We start from the raw sequence: 18,685 nt of genomic DNA on the forward strand, positions 1-18,685 counted from the left end.
AGTTGGAATTTAAAAAACTTAAGAGACTTGATGAACAGCTTTTTTGGTAAATGAAGAAATACGTTCTTGCCGCCTTTCTAACTGCAATACTTTTTCAAAGTGTTTTTGCAATTGATATCTCCAAATATCGATTTCATGTCATGCCCGAAACTTCCTACTATGGAGGTATACAAAGTATTGCAAAAGATAGTTTGGGAAGAATGTGGTACACGGGACCAGATGCACTTTTCATGTACGATGGAAATAGCTTTTATCAATTGAATGATATTGTTTTTGCTATCCAACCCAAAGTAAAGTGGGGCTACGGTTCGGTAGTTAGAGATAAAAAAGGAAATCTATTTCTGAGTACCGGACATGGTTTATTAAAGTTTGATTACCAAAAATTTTCCTTCGATCTTGTTGTTAGTGGAAGAATTCGTTCGCTTTGTTTACACGATGATGGTAAATTATACATGTTGTCGGGAGATACGTTGAAACGTTATGATGATCGAACGAAGAAAACTGATTTGTTTCCACTGCCTAAAAATCAACCTTTAAATAACCTAATTAGCCTAAAAGGAAATGTTTACCTCACTCAAGATGCAGTTTTGCAAAAGGTGGATATGGCCAAAAAGAGGCTAATACCCTTTGCCAATTTTGGAGCGGTTACCAACGCAGTAAATGATGGTTTAGAATATCGCGGCTTGTATTATTTTCTTACGCAGCGGGGCGGAATTCACGTTACCGATGCGGCAGGGAATTTGAAGAAAAAAATCCCTATAGTGGTAGCAGGAAATCAATCTATGTTATCGAAGAAGCTCTATCTAGATCAAACAGGTATCATTTGGGTAGCTAACCAAGCGGGTTTGTTCTTTTATGATCCGGTTAACGAAAAGAGCAATTACCTGCGAATGAACCTTAACGATGCTTTTTCGCTGCCAACCAACTCCATTTGGACCATTTATCCAGATCCTGATCAAGGTGCATGGATAGGGACTTACGGAGGGAAAATCGCCTATTGCTCACTTTACGATTCACGAGTTCGTTATTTTAATCCAAGTCCAGGAGGGCTTAATCACCCTATTGTGAGTAGTTTTCAGGAAGATCATTTAGGCAACATTTGGATTGGTACCGAAGGCGGCGGATTAAATTATTGGAACAGACAAAGTGATGCTTTTAGCCACTATTTAAAGTCGCAGGGTAATTCGCCAAACTCAAATATGATCAAGCGTTTAAAGTTCGATCGAGCAAGTAAACAATTGGCTATCTCTGCATATAGCGGTGGTATCGGTTATTATCACATGGATAGTAGGTCGTTTAGCAGTTCAGATTTCCTATCGCCAGAAAGTAAACAACCTTTAACAGTATATGATTTCGTTCGCGACAATCAAGGTACTTGGTGGATGAGTGATCCAGATCGTTCATTTTTTTACAGAAAGAAACAAGATGGGCCTATTGAATTGGTCAGGGTAACTGGAGCTGATGGCAAAGTAATCGGTTTAGAAGTTGAAGCGGTATTTATTGATCAGCAAAATCAACTTTGTTTAGTTACGCATCAAGGTTTTTTTATTGTAGATCAAAACACATTAAAAGTACTCAAACAGTATTTAATTAACGATCCTTCTTACGCCGCTAATTACCTCTGTAGTTTCGTCCAAGCCTCTAACGGCGATTTATGGTTCGGTACTTTAGGTAGAGGTGTAAATGTGCTAAAAAAAGATGGCGCCTATGTGAATTATGGTGCTGATAAAGGCTTAGCTGCCAAGATGGTTTTTGGTATTTTGGAAGATCATGCTTCTAAAAATATGTGGCTCAGTACAAACGATGGTTTGTATTTCTATGATAGCAAATCGAAGGTGTTTGAAAAAGCAAGATTTTATCAGGAAAATAGCTGCGGGTCATTCTACATCCGTTCTGCTTATAAAACTTCCAAAGGTGAGATGTTATTTGGTGGAACTAATGGTTTTATGATGTTCGATCCCGCTTTTTTGAACAAAAACCCACAGAAACCAAAAGTTTTTTTCACTAACTTCTTGGTGAATAATACACAGGTAACGGCAAATTCAGAAGATTCTCCTTTAACCAAAGATATCGCTAGTCTTTCTAATCAAAAAGATGATCGAATACACCTTTCAAGCAGCCAATCGAATGTAGAAATTAGGTTTTCTGCAAACAGTTACTTGTCGGCAGATAAAAACCAGTTTGCCTACCGAATGAAAGGATTAGGAGACAAATGGCAAACCAGTCATGCAAATCAAAAATCAGTTCAGTTTCTTAATTTGCCTAGTGGCGATTACACTTTCGAAATTAAGGCTTCCAATAACGACGGGCTTTGGGGCGATGAGATTTCCAGATTGTACATCCATGTAGATCCGCCGTTTTTTCTCTCATGGTGGGCTTATTGCTTTTACTTTGCGGTAGCGCTTTCTCTCTTGTTTTTCATTACCAGATATTACACCAATAAAAAAGTTTTTAAAGAAAGATTGGCACTAGAAGCTTTGAAGGAACGAAATATGCAAGAGCTTAACCAAGCTCGCACCGATTTCTTTACCAATATTTCTCACGATTTGAAAACGCCATTAACTTTGGTGATACAACCTTTAAAACAATTAAAGGAAACTTTGGCCGCTAATGATAGTGCGGTTGGTTACATGGGCTTGATTGAAAAAAACGTATCCAGAATACAAAGGATGATTAGCCAATTGTTGCGTTTCCGTGAAATTGAAAGTCAAAAAATTACACTTAATCCTCAAATTGGCGATTTTATCAACTTTGTGAGAGATCTTTTTGGTTTGTTTGAACTTTACGCCAACAAGAAGGAAATTGAAACCAACATTGCTGCACATAAAGATAATTTATACGTCGCTTTTGATTACGATGTAATTGAGAAAATATTGACCAATTTATTCTCCAATGCACTAAAATATACGCCAAACAAAGGTTATGTGGGCGTGCGTATTTACAGTTCTACAGACGAAGAGAAGGAAAGATTAGCAGATAAAACAGATGAGCAGGAAACCGAATACGTTTCTATAGAAGTTTTAAATAGCGGCGATGGATTTTCTGAAGAACAGATTGCTACACTTTTCACTTCATTTAATCGCTTATCATCACACAGACCAACTTTTGAGGAAAGTTCTGGACTTGGTTTGGCCATAGTAAAGGAGCTCGTTGATGTATTAAATGGTAAAATTTGGATGGTGAACAAAGCTGATAAAATCTCTTTTACGATTGTTTTGCCATTTAAAAAACAAGCAGGTTCTGGAGACATGCAATCTACCGTTTATGATTATACTATTTCAGAGATTGATGACATTGTAATGCAAGATACTGTAGAACCGGAAAGTGGAACTACTGCTGTAAGTAGGGCTGATAGTGTTTTATTGATTGAGGATGATCCAGCATTAAGAACTTACGTAGAACAACGCTTGGCTGAAAAATACAATGTGTATACAGCTAGTGATGGGGCAGAGGGGATGATTAAAGCAGAGAAAATCTATCCTCAATTGATTATTACCGATTTGATTATGCCAAACAAGAATGGCTTGGAGGTTTGTCGTAGTTTAAGGCAGAATTTCAAGACCAGTCATATTCCTATTATCATGATTTCTGGTAATGGCGATGATAACCAAAATAAAATTAAGGCATTGGAATATGGTGCAAGCGTATTTATTGATAAACCTTTTGATGTTGACTATTTGTTGCAGCAAACGGAAAACATTCTTAAAAATCAACAGGAGCTGAAGGAGAAATATAGTAAACGCATACAGGTAGATCCTTCGAACGTGACGGTTACTTCTATGGATGAAGAGTTGCTTAGAAAAGCCATGAAGGTAATTGAAGAAAACATTGCCAATGCCAATTATTCGGTAGAAGATTTTGTGTCGGATATGAATGTGGGTAGAACTATCCTGTATCAGAAAATCCACGATATTGTGGGTATGTCTATCAAAGAGTTTATCTTGAATATTCGCTTGAAAAGAAGTGCTTATCTGTTAGAGAAATCAGATTTGACGGTTGCAGAAGTCGCCTACCAAACAGGCTTTAATAATGCGAAGTACTTTAGCGTATGTTTCAAAAAACAGTTCGAATTAAGTCCCTCTGAATTTAAGAAGAAAGTAGCTGTCAGTAAGAAGTAAATACAGACTTACGAAGTTTTTAAAACTTCGTAAGTCTTCGAAAAACCCTTAAAATTTGCTCTTCGGAATTTCAAATTCCGAAGCACTATCGTAGGATCTCCGATCCGAACGAATTAAATCCATCTAAATGGAGTTAAAAATTCCGCGACAGGTAATTCGACATTACAAATTTCGAACAGCAGGATCGGAACGTAGTTGCTGCCTGTCCAGACTGTTCGGGAAACTGAAGCATCTGTAGCACTTCCATTCCTACATCGTCATTCCCGCGTAGGCGGGAATCGTAAAGAGCTAAAAGGTTTAAGATGGAAAAATCGTCTACAGCATTAAGATCCCAGATTAAATCTGGGATGACGTTCTTGGTAATGGAAGTGGTGCATCAGTAGACTTACGAAGTTTTCAAAACTTCGTAAGCCTTTTGAAAAATCTCCCAAATTCCCTGTTAAAGTACAAAACCGAACCATTTCTGTACAAAAGTGAACCCTTGAAAAAACGTTTAATAGTAGTTTTGATGATGCCAAATCTTGATTGGTGCCAAATATTTCAAACCTCAATAAATGAACAAAAAGAAAACACACATTTCATTATTATTTTTGATCGCATTAATTACTGCAGGTCAAGTGAAAGCTCAATCTCTAAAAAGCGTAATCAACAAAGCTTTTGAAAATGCCGAACAACAAAGCTTATTAATGGCTAAAAAATACGAAAACCAGCAAGGTAGATTTCCTAGATCTTTTGAAGGTGGTAAAGATACTTCTTCAGATTCGAGATGGTGGTGTAGTGGTTTTTTTCCGGGTTCGCTTTGGTATTTGTACGAAAACAATAAAAATGAGGAAGTGCTTAAATATGCCAAGCTTTACACGGATAGGGTAGAGCGAGAGAAATACACCACAGATAATCACGATGTAGGTTTTATGTTATATTGTAGCTTTGGAAATGGTTTACGGATTACTGGCGAAGAACGCTACAAGGAAGTGTTGTTAACTGGTGCCAAATCGTTAGCCACCCGTTATGATGCCAACGTAGGTTTAATCCGTTCTTGGGACCATAACACCGCAGTTTGGCAATATCCAGTAATTATCGATAACCTAATGAACTTGGAGTTGATGCTTTGGGCAGCAAATTACTCCAAAGATGAAAGCTTTAAGAAAATAGCAATATCACATGCAGATAAATCATTGGTACATCACTTTCGTCCTGATTACAGTTCTTATCATGTGGTTTCTTACGATAAAAAAACTGGAGTACCGCATAAAAAGCAGACACATCAAGGCGCTGCCGATGATTCTGCATGGAGCCGTGGACAATCGTGGGGATTGTACGGTTACACCTACCTCTACCGCGAAACTAAGGATAAACGTTATTTAGAACAGGCAAAGCACATCGCTAATTTTTTAATCAACCATCCACAAATGCCAAAAGACTTTATCCCATATTGGGATTACAATGCACCACAAATTCCAAATACCACTCGTGATGCGTCTGCAGCCACCGTTATGGCGTCTGCATTGATAGAGTTAAGCGATTTTGTAGATGCCAAATTGAAAAAGAAATATATGCAAGTGGTTGATAAGCAGATTAGAACGTTGGCATCAGACGAATACACTGCTAAATTAGGCGAAAACGGAGACTTTATCCTGAAGCATAGCACAGGTGCTTTCCCCTTCAAATCAGAAATTGACGCACCCTTAACTTACGCAGACTATTATTATCTAGAAGCCTTAACAAGATTAAAAAAAAGGCTCTAAATAAGATTAAAAACAGGTATTCTTGTGTTTCCAATTAATAATCAATACAACTTATAGCAATGGCGATCTTTAAGAAAGCACTATTTACACTCTGCATTTTATTGTGCAGTTTCAACTTTTTGTCAGCAACGGCAATTAAACTCGATGAAACCTACATCAGCCCTAATTCGTATAAAACTGGTACACAATCAGAGCGTATTCAAAAGGCAATTAACGAAGCGAAGAAAACCACAGGAAAAGTGGTAATTCCAAGATACGATGCTGTTACAAAAACAAACGTTTGGCTGATAGATCAGGCTATTTTGCTACCTAGCGATTTTGAGCTGGAACTGAACAATTGCAAAATCAAACTTTCTGATAAATGCAGGGATAACTTTATTCGTTCGGCAAACGCAGGTCTGGGAATCAAGAACATCGCTCCCTTAAAAAACATAAAGGTGGTTGGGGTAGGTAATGTGCTCTTGGAGGGAGCTAATAACCCTCGTTCTACTGGCGATCACAATAAAACTTTGTCTCTTAACCCTAACGGATTTGGTCAATCTTATGGCACTGATGCAGGCAAACCAAACGAAAACCAAAAAGGAGGTTGGCGAAACCATGCGATTATACTGGCTCATGTAGATGTATTTCAAATTAGCGGAATTACGCTAAAAGATTATCACGGTCACGGTTTAGTATTAGAACGCAGTACTAACGGAGTGGTTAAAGACATCACTTTTGATGTAAGGCAAGCCGTTAACGTTGCAGGAACAGAGAAGCAAATCTTAAATCAAGATGGATTGGGAGTGCGTTTTGGAAGTAAAAACATTATCATTTCGAACATAAAGGGAAAAAGCGGAGACGACTTTATCAATATCGGCTTAACTGATACAGGTGTAGAAGCAGGCAAAGAAAATGTGAATGTGGTAAGTGGTTCTGTATACGCAGGCGAAAAAGATAATATCTCCAATATCTACCTTCAAAACTGGCAAGACTTCTATTCTCTTTCACATCGTGCTATTCGTATGATGCCGGTTGGTAAGTTGAGGATTAGCAATGTCTTTATCGAAAATATGATCATCAGCCCTTTATCTAAAAAAGGATTGGAAGCAGAATATGCGGAGAACATTAAAGGTTTATTTGTGAGAAACCTCGTAAGTAACTTTCAAGTAAAAGCTAAGGGAATATTGGATGCTAGTTTCAGAGATGTTTTTTATACAGGAGAAGGAAGTGCTATAGATGTTCAGGCAAGTGAGAGTGTAGTGGTTGATAATGTAAAAAATATCAAAAAATAAAAGGAACGGAAATGCATTTTTTCGGTCAATTGGGCTGGAAAAATCCAAATAATCCTTCGTTTGTACAAAACCAAACCATTTTCGTACAAAAGTGAACCCTCCGTATGGTTGATGGACATAGTTTTGTCTTAACCAATTTATAGTAACCGAACCAAGTATGAAAACTAAGCAATTGATAGCTGTCGCTATTATCATTCAAAAAGGTAATTCAATCCACAGGAATACCACAAAATGCACCGCTCCTTTTTTAATACAAGAACGTAGTCATATCAACGATGTAAAAAGCTGGTTGAAAAAGCTATGGTTTGAGCTGCAAAAAAATTCGATAAATACAGGAAGAAGATGATCTCCGTGTTTACTAAATATCCTATAAATTATTGGTGTTGGGAACTGTAAAGTTGCAACCAGTTCTAAAATATCAATAACCCAAAAATAAATTTAACCTAAACAATCAGTAAGCCTATAGCCAAATTTTTTTAAAATCTAATTGTCTTCATCTTGATGAAAGAGAAAGACGCAAAATGTTAAGTTTTAATCCTAACCAAAATAAATCTAAATGATAAAAGAATTACACATTAAGCTTAAAAGCTGGCTAATGATTGTCGCAATGCTGGTGCTGGCGACAAATTACAGCTATTCACAAACAACCGATCCAGTCAAAGTCAAAATTAAAGGTAAAGTTACTGATGAAAAAGGTGAAGGACTAGTTGGTGTATCGGTACTAGTTAAAGGTACTGGAAAAGGCACCTCTACAGATGCTGATGGAAACTATGCACTAGATGCGTTGCCAACAGCTACGCTGGTTTTTTCCTACATCGGTTTCGATACACAAGAAATCAAAGCTAATCCATCGGGAGTTATCAACGTTAAAATGAGCGGAGATAAAGTATTAGATCAGGTGGTGGTAGTAGGATATGGTACTGCCAAAAAGAAAGATTTAACGGGAGGCTTGGCGGTAGTAGGCAAAGAACAGTTAAATATGGTTTCTACACCAAACTTAATGGATCGTTTGGTGGGGCAGGTAGCTGGTTTTAGTATCACTACTGGTGATGCTAGACCAGGTGCTTCACAAACTTTGTTAATTCGTGGAGAAAATTCTATACAAGCTAGCAACAATCCATTAATTATTTTAGATGGTATTCCATATAGTGGTTCGTTAGCAGATATCGACCCTAATAACGTAGAAAGTTCAAGTATTTTAAAAGATGCTTCTGCAGTAGCTATTTATGGCTCTCGTGGTTCTAATGGTGTAATCCTTATCCAAACCAAAAGAGGTTCGTTAGGTAAAGCTCAGGTTGGCTATCGTGGGCAATTAGGTTTAGCCGAGCCCATGCAACGTATTGATGTGATGGGTCCAAACGAATACATTCGCTTTCAACAAGATATTGGAAGGCTGAGACAAGGCTATACCGGTTATCTATTGGATCCAATTGCGGGAGATATTATTAGTGTGACCGAGAGAGGAAATTACGCAAATAACGTTACGCACAATTGGCAAGATTATATTTTTAGAAGAGCGGTAACAATGGATCATCAGCTAAGTGTTTCTGGAGGTACAGAAAGTACAAAGTATATGGCCTCGCTTGCAGCCTTAGAGCAAGATGGTGTGGTATATAACTCACGTTTGTCTCGTTTAAACATGACAGCCAACTTAGATCAAACTTTTAATAAGTGGCTAACTATTGGTATAGGTGTACAATACACCAGAAGAAGTGATGGCGGTGTTACACCAAATATAGAACATGCCATTAAGCAAAGTCCTTACGGTAGCTATAAAGATGCTAATGGTAATTACGTGCCTGAACCTATGGAATATTCGCTCATCGTTAATCCGATGCGTAATGTAAATGCTATTCAAGATAGGTTCAATAACAACTTTTTTCTTTCTGGTTATACTAATGTATTATTGCCAGTTAAAGGATTGTCTTATAGAGCAAACTTTGGGTATAACTACAGAAATGGTTTTACAGGAACTTACTATGGTCGTGATACTTTTGATGGTAGAGAAACGGCAACGCTAGTTGGTGGTAGTGCTTCAACGAGCAACTCTCAATATAACGATTATAATTTCGAAAACATATTGAAATATGAACGTGAAATTGGCGACCACCGTTTTGATGCTACTGGGTTATTCAGTATTCAACAGGATCAAACCAATACTTTTTCGCAAAGTGGACAGGGTTTTGTAACAGATGATACAGAATACTTTATGATAGCTACTGCAGAGCGTCTTATTGCCAATAGTTCTTCATCGGTAAAAAAAGCAATGCTTTCATATATGGGTAGGTTAAACTACGGATATAAAGGCAAGTATTTGCTTACGTTAACAGGTCGTTCTGATGGGGCTTCGGTTTTCGGCATCAATAATAAATATGCATTTTTTCCAGCTGCCGCCGCTGCTTGGCATGTTGGAGAAGAAAGCTTTTTAAAAGATAATGTGAAATGGGTGGACATGTTAAAGCTACGCCTTTCTTACGGAGCTAACGGAAACCAAGCAATTACGCCTTATAGAACCTTGGATCGTTTATACTCTGATGTTAAATATATTTGGGGGGATACAGGCGTGCCAGTAACCACTGCATATTTAGCAGGTAATGGTATCGGTAATCCTAACTTAAAGTGGGAAACAACTTATTCAACTAACTTAGGTTTAGATTTTCAGTTGTTTAAAAATAGATTGAGCGGCACTGTTGACGCCTATATTTCTAGAACTAAAGATTTGTTAATGGAGCGTATTGTTCCAATTATGAACGGTTATAACAGAATATGGGATAACGTTGGCGAAACCCAAAACAAAGGGATAGAGGTTACTTTAAATACGGTTAATATTAGTAGGAAAGATTTTAACTGGAGCTCTACAGGTGTTTTTTCACTAAACCGAGATAAGATTGTAGAACTAAGGGGTGATGGAATTGATGATATCGGTAACAATTGGTACATCGGTAAACCTTTAAGAGTTTTTTACGACTATAATATGATTGGAATTTGGCAAACTGGCGAAAATTACAGTATGCAACCAGGTGCAGCTGCTGGTGCAGCCAAATTAGAAGATGTAAATGGTGATGGAACAATTACACCTGCTGATAGAAAAATTATTGGTTCTAAAAATCCACGTTACACAGCTTCTTTTGCCAATAGATTAAGTTATAAAAATTTCTATGCTTCGGCTTTGGTAACTGGCGTTTTTGGAGTTTGGCGTGACGATAACGTGGCGAACATGGGAGGTTGGACTTTTGGGATTACCAACTATGTACACGGTGCCAATTATTGGACACCTGAAAACCCTAATGCTACCATAGTTTCTCCAGGTTATTTAAATACACAACAAGGACATGGTTATTATAAAAAAGTGAATTACGTACAAGTTAGAAATATCACTTTCGGTTACAGAGTTCCACAAAATATAGCCAAAAAAGTAGGCGTAAGTGGTATTGACGTAAATGCAAGTGTAAACAACCTGCACACATTTTCGAACATTAGACAGGTGCTAAATTACGATAACACATGGATGGCATCTTTTCCAACAGCACGTTCTTATATGTTCGGTCTAAATGTAAACTTCTAATTTAATACCACACGGAAAGTGAAACCGTCATGATTTTCAAAATAGGTAACACAATTAAAAATCAAGGCCGCTTCATCACCATTGAAAACAAATTTAAATAGATGAAAAATATCATAACAACAAGCATTGCATTGATCGTATTGATCTCATTTAGTGGCTGTAAAAAGTTTTTGGATGAAGAATTGAAAAATGAACTAGCACCAAGCAATACTTATACAAGTACCTACGGGTTTGAAGTAGGTAGCGCAGGTCTTTATGCGCTTACACGTTCAGAATATAATACTTACGGCGAAAGAGGAGCGTTCATTCATAATGGCGCCACACCTTATGAGTCTTTGCAGGCTGCCACAGATATTGCAGACGTGATTAATAGCGATGCATCACTTACTGCATTTGCAAACTTGACGATTACGCCAAGAGAACAATTTGTGGGTACCTATTGGACTTGGGCTTATAATTTAATTTCTTCTGCCAATTTAATGCTGGTTTATTCAGAGAAAAATACCAATTGGGATTCGCCAACAGACAAAGCTCGTTTTCAGGCAGAAGCACGTTTTTTTAGAGCTTATGCTTACCGCACCTTGGTTTATCTTTATGGAGATGTACCTTATGTAGAAACGATTCTGTACGATTTTCAACTTAATTTTACTCGTACTCCAAAAGCTGAAGTAATTGGTCACATGGTGGATGATTTGAAATTCGCTGTGGCAAATTTGCCTGCGAATCCTGATGTACCAAATTTTAAAGAAGGTAAGTTAACTAAATGGGCTGCAAGTCATTTATTAAGTGAGATTTATTTGTTGCAGGGCGATTATCCTGCGGCAGAGCAAGCGGCATTAGCAGTAATCAACAGTGGTCACTACGGTTTAATGAAAACCAGATTTGGAGTAAATAAAGATAAAGCTGGCGACGTTTTTAGTGATTTGTTTGTAGAAAATAATCAAAACAGAAAAAGTGCCAATAGAGAGAGTATTTGGGTTTTACAATTCCAATTTAACACCATAGGTGGCGGTAGTAATTCTGATGATTGGACACGTAGGGCTTGGATTCCAAACTACTCGGGTATCAGCGGTTTTGTATTGGCTGACACTTTGGGTGGTCGTGGTATTGCTCAATTAGTACCTATGAAATGGTGGTTAGGAACAAACGGTACTGGCCTTACTGACAATATCCCAGGTATTTTTACTGCAAATGATATACGTAATTCAAATTATAACATTAAACGTACCTGGTATTACAATAACGCCGCGGATCCTGCACTTTTCGGTAAGAAAGCGCCAATCACGCAAAATACGTGGTTTACTACTAAACAGTTATTCCCTGCAATTACCAAGTTCTTTTATGGTCGTAGCGAAAACTTAAGTTTAACAGGTAGTTACAAAGACAGAATGAAATTCCGTTTGGCAGAAACGTATCTGTTATTAGCAGAAGCTTACTTAGGTCAAACTAATCCTCAAAAAGCTGCGGATGCTGTAAATGAGGTGCGTAGAAGGGCAGGAGCAGGAGATGTTGCCGCTGCCGATATGACTATGGACTTTTTGTTGGATGAACGTATTAGAGAGTTAGTGGGAGAGGAAACCCGTAGGTTTACGTTAGTACGAACCAAAAAGTATGTTGATCGAGTAAAATTGTATAATCCTGCTTTAGCGGGTAAGGTAAATGCAAATCACATGCTATGGCCAATTCCGCAAGCAATTAGAGATGCCAATACAGGTGCGCCATTCCCTCAAAATCCAGGTTACGATTGATATAGAGCAGCACTTTAATAACATCAAATAATAAAAAATACCAATGATTTTGATTCAATAACGACATCATGAAAAGAATAAACTATTTATATAAAACCTTACTGTTCTTAAGCTTTGTGCTCTGTATTACAGCTTGCAAAAAAGGCGTAAATGACATACCGAAAGTTCAAGAGAAAATGGAACTTAAGGCATCGGCACCAGCTATTATTTTAGATGAGAACAATCTATCTGGAAATATCATCACATTTAATTGGGCACCCGCCAGGCCACAGTCTGATGATCACATGGCTACCTATACCACTAGATTAGATGTTGTGGGAAACAATTTTGGTAGCTCAACAGCGATAATGGCCTACGAAGATGATGGAGTTTTTAGCAAAAGCTTTACTTCAGAGCAGCTTCAAAACTGGGCAAATCAGAAATGGGGCATTGCAGTTAATAAGCCTTTTGTACTTGAGTTTAGGGTAGTTTGCGACTGGGAAGGAGGGGCAACTTTTGAAGCTCCAGAGGTACGTACCATTAGAGTTAACGTAACACCAATTAAAACAGTAGTTTTCGATGCAGACAAAGTATTTTTAGGTGGAAGTGCTATTACAGGTATTAATAGGATAGAAATGCCTAAAACCTTAGAAAATCCAAACCAATATGCTTATGTGCTTAATTTGCAGCCAGGTGAATTGCAAATTCCAACAGAATACAGTGGCACTACAAATTATATTGTTTCTACTGATGCAAGTACGACGTTAAATGATGGAACAGCTACTCCAATAAGAATTAGAGAAAATGCTTTCGCGTGGAAAATTGAAACTGCTGGCGAGTATCGTGTAGTTGTAAATATGCAAAAAGCTACAGCAACTATTTATTCTCCGGCTAAAGCACTAAAACCAGCTTCTGTAGAGTGGACACTTAATAGCGTACTCACTACAACAGAAGTAAATGCACTATGGACATATGGCGAACCTACAGCTTGGGCATGGAGAGCAGGTAGCTGGACACAAAGTTTGGCAGATCCACAAATATTCGTCTATTCAGGTGCGGCATTAACAGGTAGAACAAAGTTTGGTGTAGCGGCGCACAATAACACGTACGTGTATACAGGTAATAATACATCCGGAAATACTGCTGTTACTTTAGGAGCATCTTATCCAGTATTTAGTGGCTTTAGTGCAAATGAACGTAATGCATATTTTAGTTTGCCATCAGGAACTAATTTTATGGTGCTTGATATTAGAAATAAGACGTTCGTTGCTACAAAACGTTAAAACAAGATTGAATAATTGGCACTGTCATAAATGGTGGATTAAAATCCAAAAGGAGATGGCAAATTGTAAAATAGAGTTTTGAATTATATTATATATGAAAAAATTAAACTATAAAATAACTGGTCTAAAAATATTGGGCGTGTTATGCGTTCTGCTAACTTTTGCTTGTAAAAAGAACTCCGAAGAAGATACAAAACAAGCACAAGGAACATTGGTAAAACCTAATTATAACAGAAGTTCTACCTTTCGTAATCCACTAAATGGATGGGTAATGTATGGCTCTGGTTCTGGTAATCCTAATTATTGGGATACGGAATATTACGTGTCTGATTTGGGAAAAAGAGTAAAAGCGATAGATTATGCATCAGCTTGTTATATTCGCACCAATTGGGCAACTTTTAATCCTTCAAATGGTGTATATGCGTGGAGAGACCCTAATTCTGCACTTTATAAAATGATTAAGGGTGCACTAGATAGAGGCTTGCCAATATCTTTTAGAGTAGTAGTAGATGGCCGAGACCAAGGTTTAAATACGCCACAATTTGTGTATGATGCAGGGGCTAAATTTTATTTAGAAAATCCATCGTTTCCTTTACGAAAAACTCCATATCCTCAAGATCCAATTTTTAGACAGCATTACGCTAAATTTATTGAAGAGCTAGCTAAAGATTTTAATGATCCAAAGAAAACATCATTTATAGATGCTTATGGATTAGGTAAATGGGGCGAGGCACACAATGTGATTTACTTTGACCCAGCTGCTAATACCCCAACTCAAAGAGTTGAAGAAGCAAAAGAGGAAGTAATGGATTGGATTTCGGACGTTTATACTAAAAATTTCACTAAAATACCTTTAATAATTAATTACCATAGAGTAGTAGGAGACCCCGTAAGTTGGGGAGCCGCAAATCCAAATGCCGATCGATTATTAACTAAACTAATCAATAAAGGATACAGTTTACGTTCGGATGCTTTTGGTATGACCGAATATTATGGTAGTTGGGAAAAATCTTTCGCGAAGGCTTGGAACTTTAAACGTCCAATATTAATGGAAGGTGGCTGGATCACTAGTGGTACACACCGTTATTGGATAGATCCCAGCGGTAAGTACAGAGAGAATTTTCCAGAGGACGTTAGAAAAGGTGAGTTTGACAGTTCTGCAGAAGCGGCAGTAAATATGATGGATTTTCGTGTGGGTGATACCGAAAGTTGGTTTACAAGAGCTTTTACTTTTGTGCAACGTTTTACTTCCGAAGGTGGCTATCGCGTATACCCTGATCAGGTTTATTTACCAGAGAAAATTGGCAGCAGCGAAGAAGCAGTGATTACACACCGTTGGAGAAATATGGGCTGGGGCTACCTTCCAAATAATATCCCGCAATGGAATTATAAATATAAAGTTGCTTTTGCATTGCTAAACGCCGACGGAAGCGTAAATAAAGTTTTCATCGATAAAGCTGCAGAACCATCTACTTGGTTAAAAACTTCGCCAACAAGGTATGAGTTTAAAACTGCCTTAGGCGTACCTGCAGGAACTTACACTTGGGCCGTTGCCATTGTAGACAGTGCAAATGAAAATAAACCTGGAATTAGGTTATCTGTAAACGGAGATATCACCACAGAAGGATGGTTGAAATTGATTAACGTACAGGTGCAGTAAGCCATTTTTTAAGACTAATTAAAGAAAGCTCCCTGTTTGCCAATTGGTAAACAGGGAGCTTTCTCGTTTTTAATCAAAATCGATTGAGCAACATTTCATTTTTTAAATGATTTTTTTGGGAAAACAATGCGTAATGTTTCAATTTTGCAACAATTATGATGCATGATTTTTATTTGAAAATATGCTAATCGACTCATTTTGTGCTGGTTTTTGGTTTCATGGAAACGTTCCCAAATATTGGGAACGTTTCCATGAAAAATAGATGAAGCTTATCTCGGGTAGCAATAAAAACGTAGATATATTTGATAGTAATCGAACACACTTATTATACTAACCAAATTAAAATGAAGACAAAATTTACCCTACACTCGTTGGGCGGCTCCTAAGTTAATTGCCCCACATGGCATAGATTAGAATCAGTTTCCTTGCCTCAAGATTTAACCGCTTTTTTCAAATTAAAATACACCACTCATGTCAGTTTTTATTAGAACGCTGAGGGTATTTACTTGCTGTGTCTTGTTGCTGCTTTATCATGCATCAACGCTTCATGCTCAGCAGGTTGTAGATACTACCAGTAAGAAGCAAGATACTTTGCAGCTTATAGATAAGAAGCTTAAAAAACTTATCTTTTTTAATACGCCAACAAACCTTTCCACGAGTTCTTCCGCATCTATTTCGGGAAGTGAACTTACAAGCACTTTGGTAGCCTCTTATCCCATTGCGTTGGCCGGAAGGCTAACTGGTTTAACTACCAGCCAAAATAACGGACAACCATTTAATGAAGGGTATGCCCTAAGGTTGCGTGGTCAAAGCCCGCTTATTTTTATCGACGGTATTCCTCGTTCGGTTTCAGAAATTGGTATCGAAGAAATAGAATCGATAACGGTTTTAAAAGATGCGGTTTCATTAGCCATGTTGGGAGTTAGGGGCGCAAATGGAGCAATTTCTGTGATCACCAAAAAAGGAATCTCTTCTGGTCAGAAAATTAGTTTTACCAGTCAGTTTGGTATTCAGCAGCCTATCCAGAATTTGGTTTCTAAGCAGTTAGATGCCTTTAACTATGCTAATTTGTATAATGAAGCATTGGTAAATGACGGCCTTTCGGTTGCCAATAATGGTTTTAGTCAAACGGCAATCAATGCGTATCAGACTGGAAGTGATCCTTTACGCTATCCAAACGTAAACTGGACAGATGAAGTGCTTAGAAAATCATCGGCTGTTGCCAGATATAGCTTAAACACCAGCGGTGGTAATGATTTTGTACGTTTCTTCGTGAATTTAGAGCATTTTACTCAAGATGGTCTGCTAAAAACACGAGATGACATCAATACCAAATATTCTACCAACGCTAATTTTGTAGGATACTTTATTCGCTCTAATGTAGATGTTAAATTGACTGATAACTTAAGTGCTGGTCTTTACGTTCAGGGTAGGATACTTACCGATAATAGCCCAGGGAATTCGGGAACGGAAAGTATTTTCAATTCGTTGAGAGCTACACCAAATAGTGCCTATCCTGTGTTTAATGCTAATGGAACTTATGGCGGGTCGCCACAGTTTCAAAATAATATTGTTGCCCAAGGTGTGAGTGCGGGTTATTCATCAACCAATACCAGAACCGTTTTATCTGATTTTTATTTGAAATATAATTTAGACGATTTGACTAAAGGTTTATGGGTTAAAGCAAGAGCATCATTTTTTAGCAACCTGAGCGAAAATTATATCAGAACAAAGGGCTATGCTGTATTTGAACAGATAGGAGGCTTTGGTACAAATACGCCTGTTTATCGTCAGTACAATAATAATACCGACCAAACCAATACCAATAACATCGGTTTCCAGAACAGATCCGATTTTCAGGAATTGTCTTTGGGTTATCAACGTGATTTTGGTGCTCATGGTATCGAAGCGGTGGTACTCGCTAACAGAGACAATCTAATCAGTGGGTCGAATTTGCCTTATACCATTCAAGGTATATCGGGTCATGTTTCCTATAACTACAATAAAAAATATTTGGCTGAGGTTTCTTTTTCACAGAACGGAGCTAACCGTTATCCAAATAACGGTGGTTTCAGATATGGTTTTTTCCCAGCACTTGGTTTGGGATGGAACATACACGAGGAAGATTTCCTTAAAGGAAATAAATTACTTAGCCTCTTGAAACTATATGGTTCTTATGGTAAAGTAGGTAGAGATAATGGTGCTTACTACACCTATCAGCAAGTTTACAACGGTGCACCTGCGGCCATTTTTGGAAGTAGTGCTGGCGTAGTTACTACTATTGGAGAATCTTTCTTGGCTAATCCGGCAGTTACTTGGGAACACGCAAAGATGTTGAATGTGGGTATCGATGCTGCTTTTCTTGACAATAGATTAGGCTTAAATATCGAATACTACAGAAACAATTATGCCGATTTGAGCATAGTTAGAGGATCAAACAATACTTTGTTAGGTATTTCATATCCAGCTGAAAATATCGGCAAACAGAATTATTATGGTTGGGAAACACAATTGAATTGGACTGAACGTAAGAAAGACTGGGGCTATTCTGTGAGGTTAAATGCTAGTTTGCAGAACAGTAAATTAATTTACAATGCAGAAGCTGCCCAAAGACATAGCTGGATGCAAAGAACAGGTCATCCTGTTGGACAAAGTTATGGCTACATTGCCGAAGGTCTATTCCGAAGTCAACAAGAAATTACGGGTGCAGCTACGATAGAAGGTTATACACCTCAGCCTGGCGATATCAGATACAGAGATTTGAATAATGATGGTATCATTAACCAATACGATCAAACGACTATAGGTTCACAAAAACCGAGTTTATTTTTAGGTGCTCGATTTGGATTTAACATTGGTGGTTTAGATGTAAGTGCATTGTTTCAAGGTGTGATTAACCAAGAAGTGTACCTGTCGGGAAATAGCTATTGGGAATTCCAAGGAGGTACCGCACAAGCTTACCAAAACCACTTAAATAGATGGACACCAGCTACTGCTGCTACCGCCGAATATCCACGTTTAACCACCAACTCTGGACCAAGAAATGGTGCGGTTAACAATTTTGTAGCTTCTTCTTTTTGGTTGAGAAATGGAGATTTTCTTAAGCTAAGAAATGTGGAGTTGGGTTATACGCTTCCTACAAATCTTACTCAAAAAATTGGTGTAAAATCTACCCGTTTATTCGCGAATGGATTAAATCTGTGGACTTTAAGTTCAAAAACATTTAACGGTGCCGATCCAGAAAACTTCAATGGCTCATATCCAATTGAGCGTGTGTTTTCTTTAGGCTTAAATATTCAATTATAGCATTACA

8 protein-coding genes are annotated in these 18,685 nt (G+C 37.8%); all 8 read left to right on the top strand.

Features of this window, described 5'->3' with window-relative positions; all coding sequences use genetic code 11:
- Positions 1–50 precede the first annotated feature (50 nt).
- The 8 genes from CRO54_RS01630 to CRO54_RS01670 all read left to right on the top strand — a co-directional run bounded on the left by CRO54_RS01630 (position 51) and on the right by CRO54_RS01670 (position 18,678).
- Positions 51–4,118 (top strand): hybrid sensor histidine kinase/response regulator transcription factor, encoded by a 4,068-nt coding sequence (locus tag CRO54_RS01630; RefSeq protein WP_205943934.1) that lies wholly within the window; start codon positions 51–53, stop codon positions 4,116–4,118.
- Positions 4,119–4,672: 554 nt separating this feature from the next.
- Positions 4,673–5,863, top strand: coding sequence for a glycoside hydrolase family 88 protein (locus CRO54_RS01635; RefSeq protein ID WP_097127945.1), 1,191 nt, complete (start codon positions 4,673–4,675; stop codon positions 5,861–5,863).
- Between the two features lie 59 nt (positions 5,864–5,922).
- Positions 5,923–7,137 (top strand): glycosyl hydrolase family 28 protein, encoded by a 1,215-nt coding sequence (locus CRO54_RS01640; protein ID WP_138765726.1) that lies wholly within the window; start codon positions 5,923–5,925, stop codon positions 7,135–7,137.
- Between the two features lie 556 nt (positions 7,138–7,693).
- Positions 7,694–10,702 (top strand): SusC/RagA family TonB-linked outer membrane protein, encoded by a 3,009-nt coding sequence (locus CRO54_RS01650; protein ID WP_097127951.1) that lies wholly within the window; start codon positions 7,694–7,696, stop codon positions 10,700–10,702.
- 101 nt (positions 10,703–10,803) lie between these two features.
- Positions 10,804–12,450 carry a RagB/SusD family nutrient uptake outer membrane protein gene (locus CRO54_RS01655; RefSeq protein WP_097127953.1) on the top strand — a complete coding sequence of 549 codons (1,647 nt, stop codon included), beginning with the start codon at positions 10,804–10,806 and terminating at the stop codon, positions 12,448–12,450.
- Between the two features lie 68 nt (positions 12,451–12,518).
- Positions 12,519–13,712 carry a SusE domain-containing protein gene (locus CRO54_RS01660; protein WP_097127955.1) on the top strand — a complete coding sequence of 398 codons (1,194 nt, stop codon included), beginning with the start codon at positions 12,519–12,521 and terminating at the stop codon, positions 13,710–13,712.
- 94 nt (positions 13,713–13,806) lie between these two features.
- Complete coding sequence (locus CRO54_RS01665) at positions 13,807–15,372, top strand: DUF4832 domain-containing protein (protein WP_097127957.1); 1,566 nt, start codon at positions 13,807–13,809, stop codon at positions 15,370–15,372.
- 471 nt (positions 15,373–15,843) lie between these two features.
- Positions 15,844–18,678, top strand: a complete 2,835-nt coding sequence (locus tag CRO54_RS01670; protein ID WP_097127959.1) for a SusC/RagA family TonB-linked outer membrane protein — start codon at positions 15,844–15,846, stop codon at positions 18,676–18,678.
- The last annotated feature ends 7 nt before the right edge of the window (positions 18,679–18,685 follow it).

Origin of the sequence: Pedobacter xixiisoli (assembly GCF_900215335.1) — a bacterium.
Classification (GTDB): domain Bacteria; phylum Bacteroidota; class Bacteroidia; order Sphingobacteriales; family Sphingobacteriaceae; genus Pedobacter; species Pedobacter xixiisoli.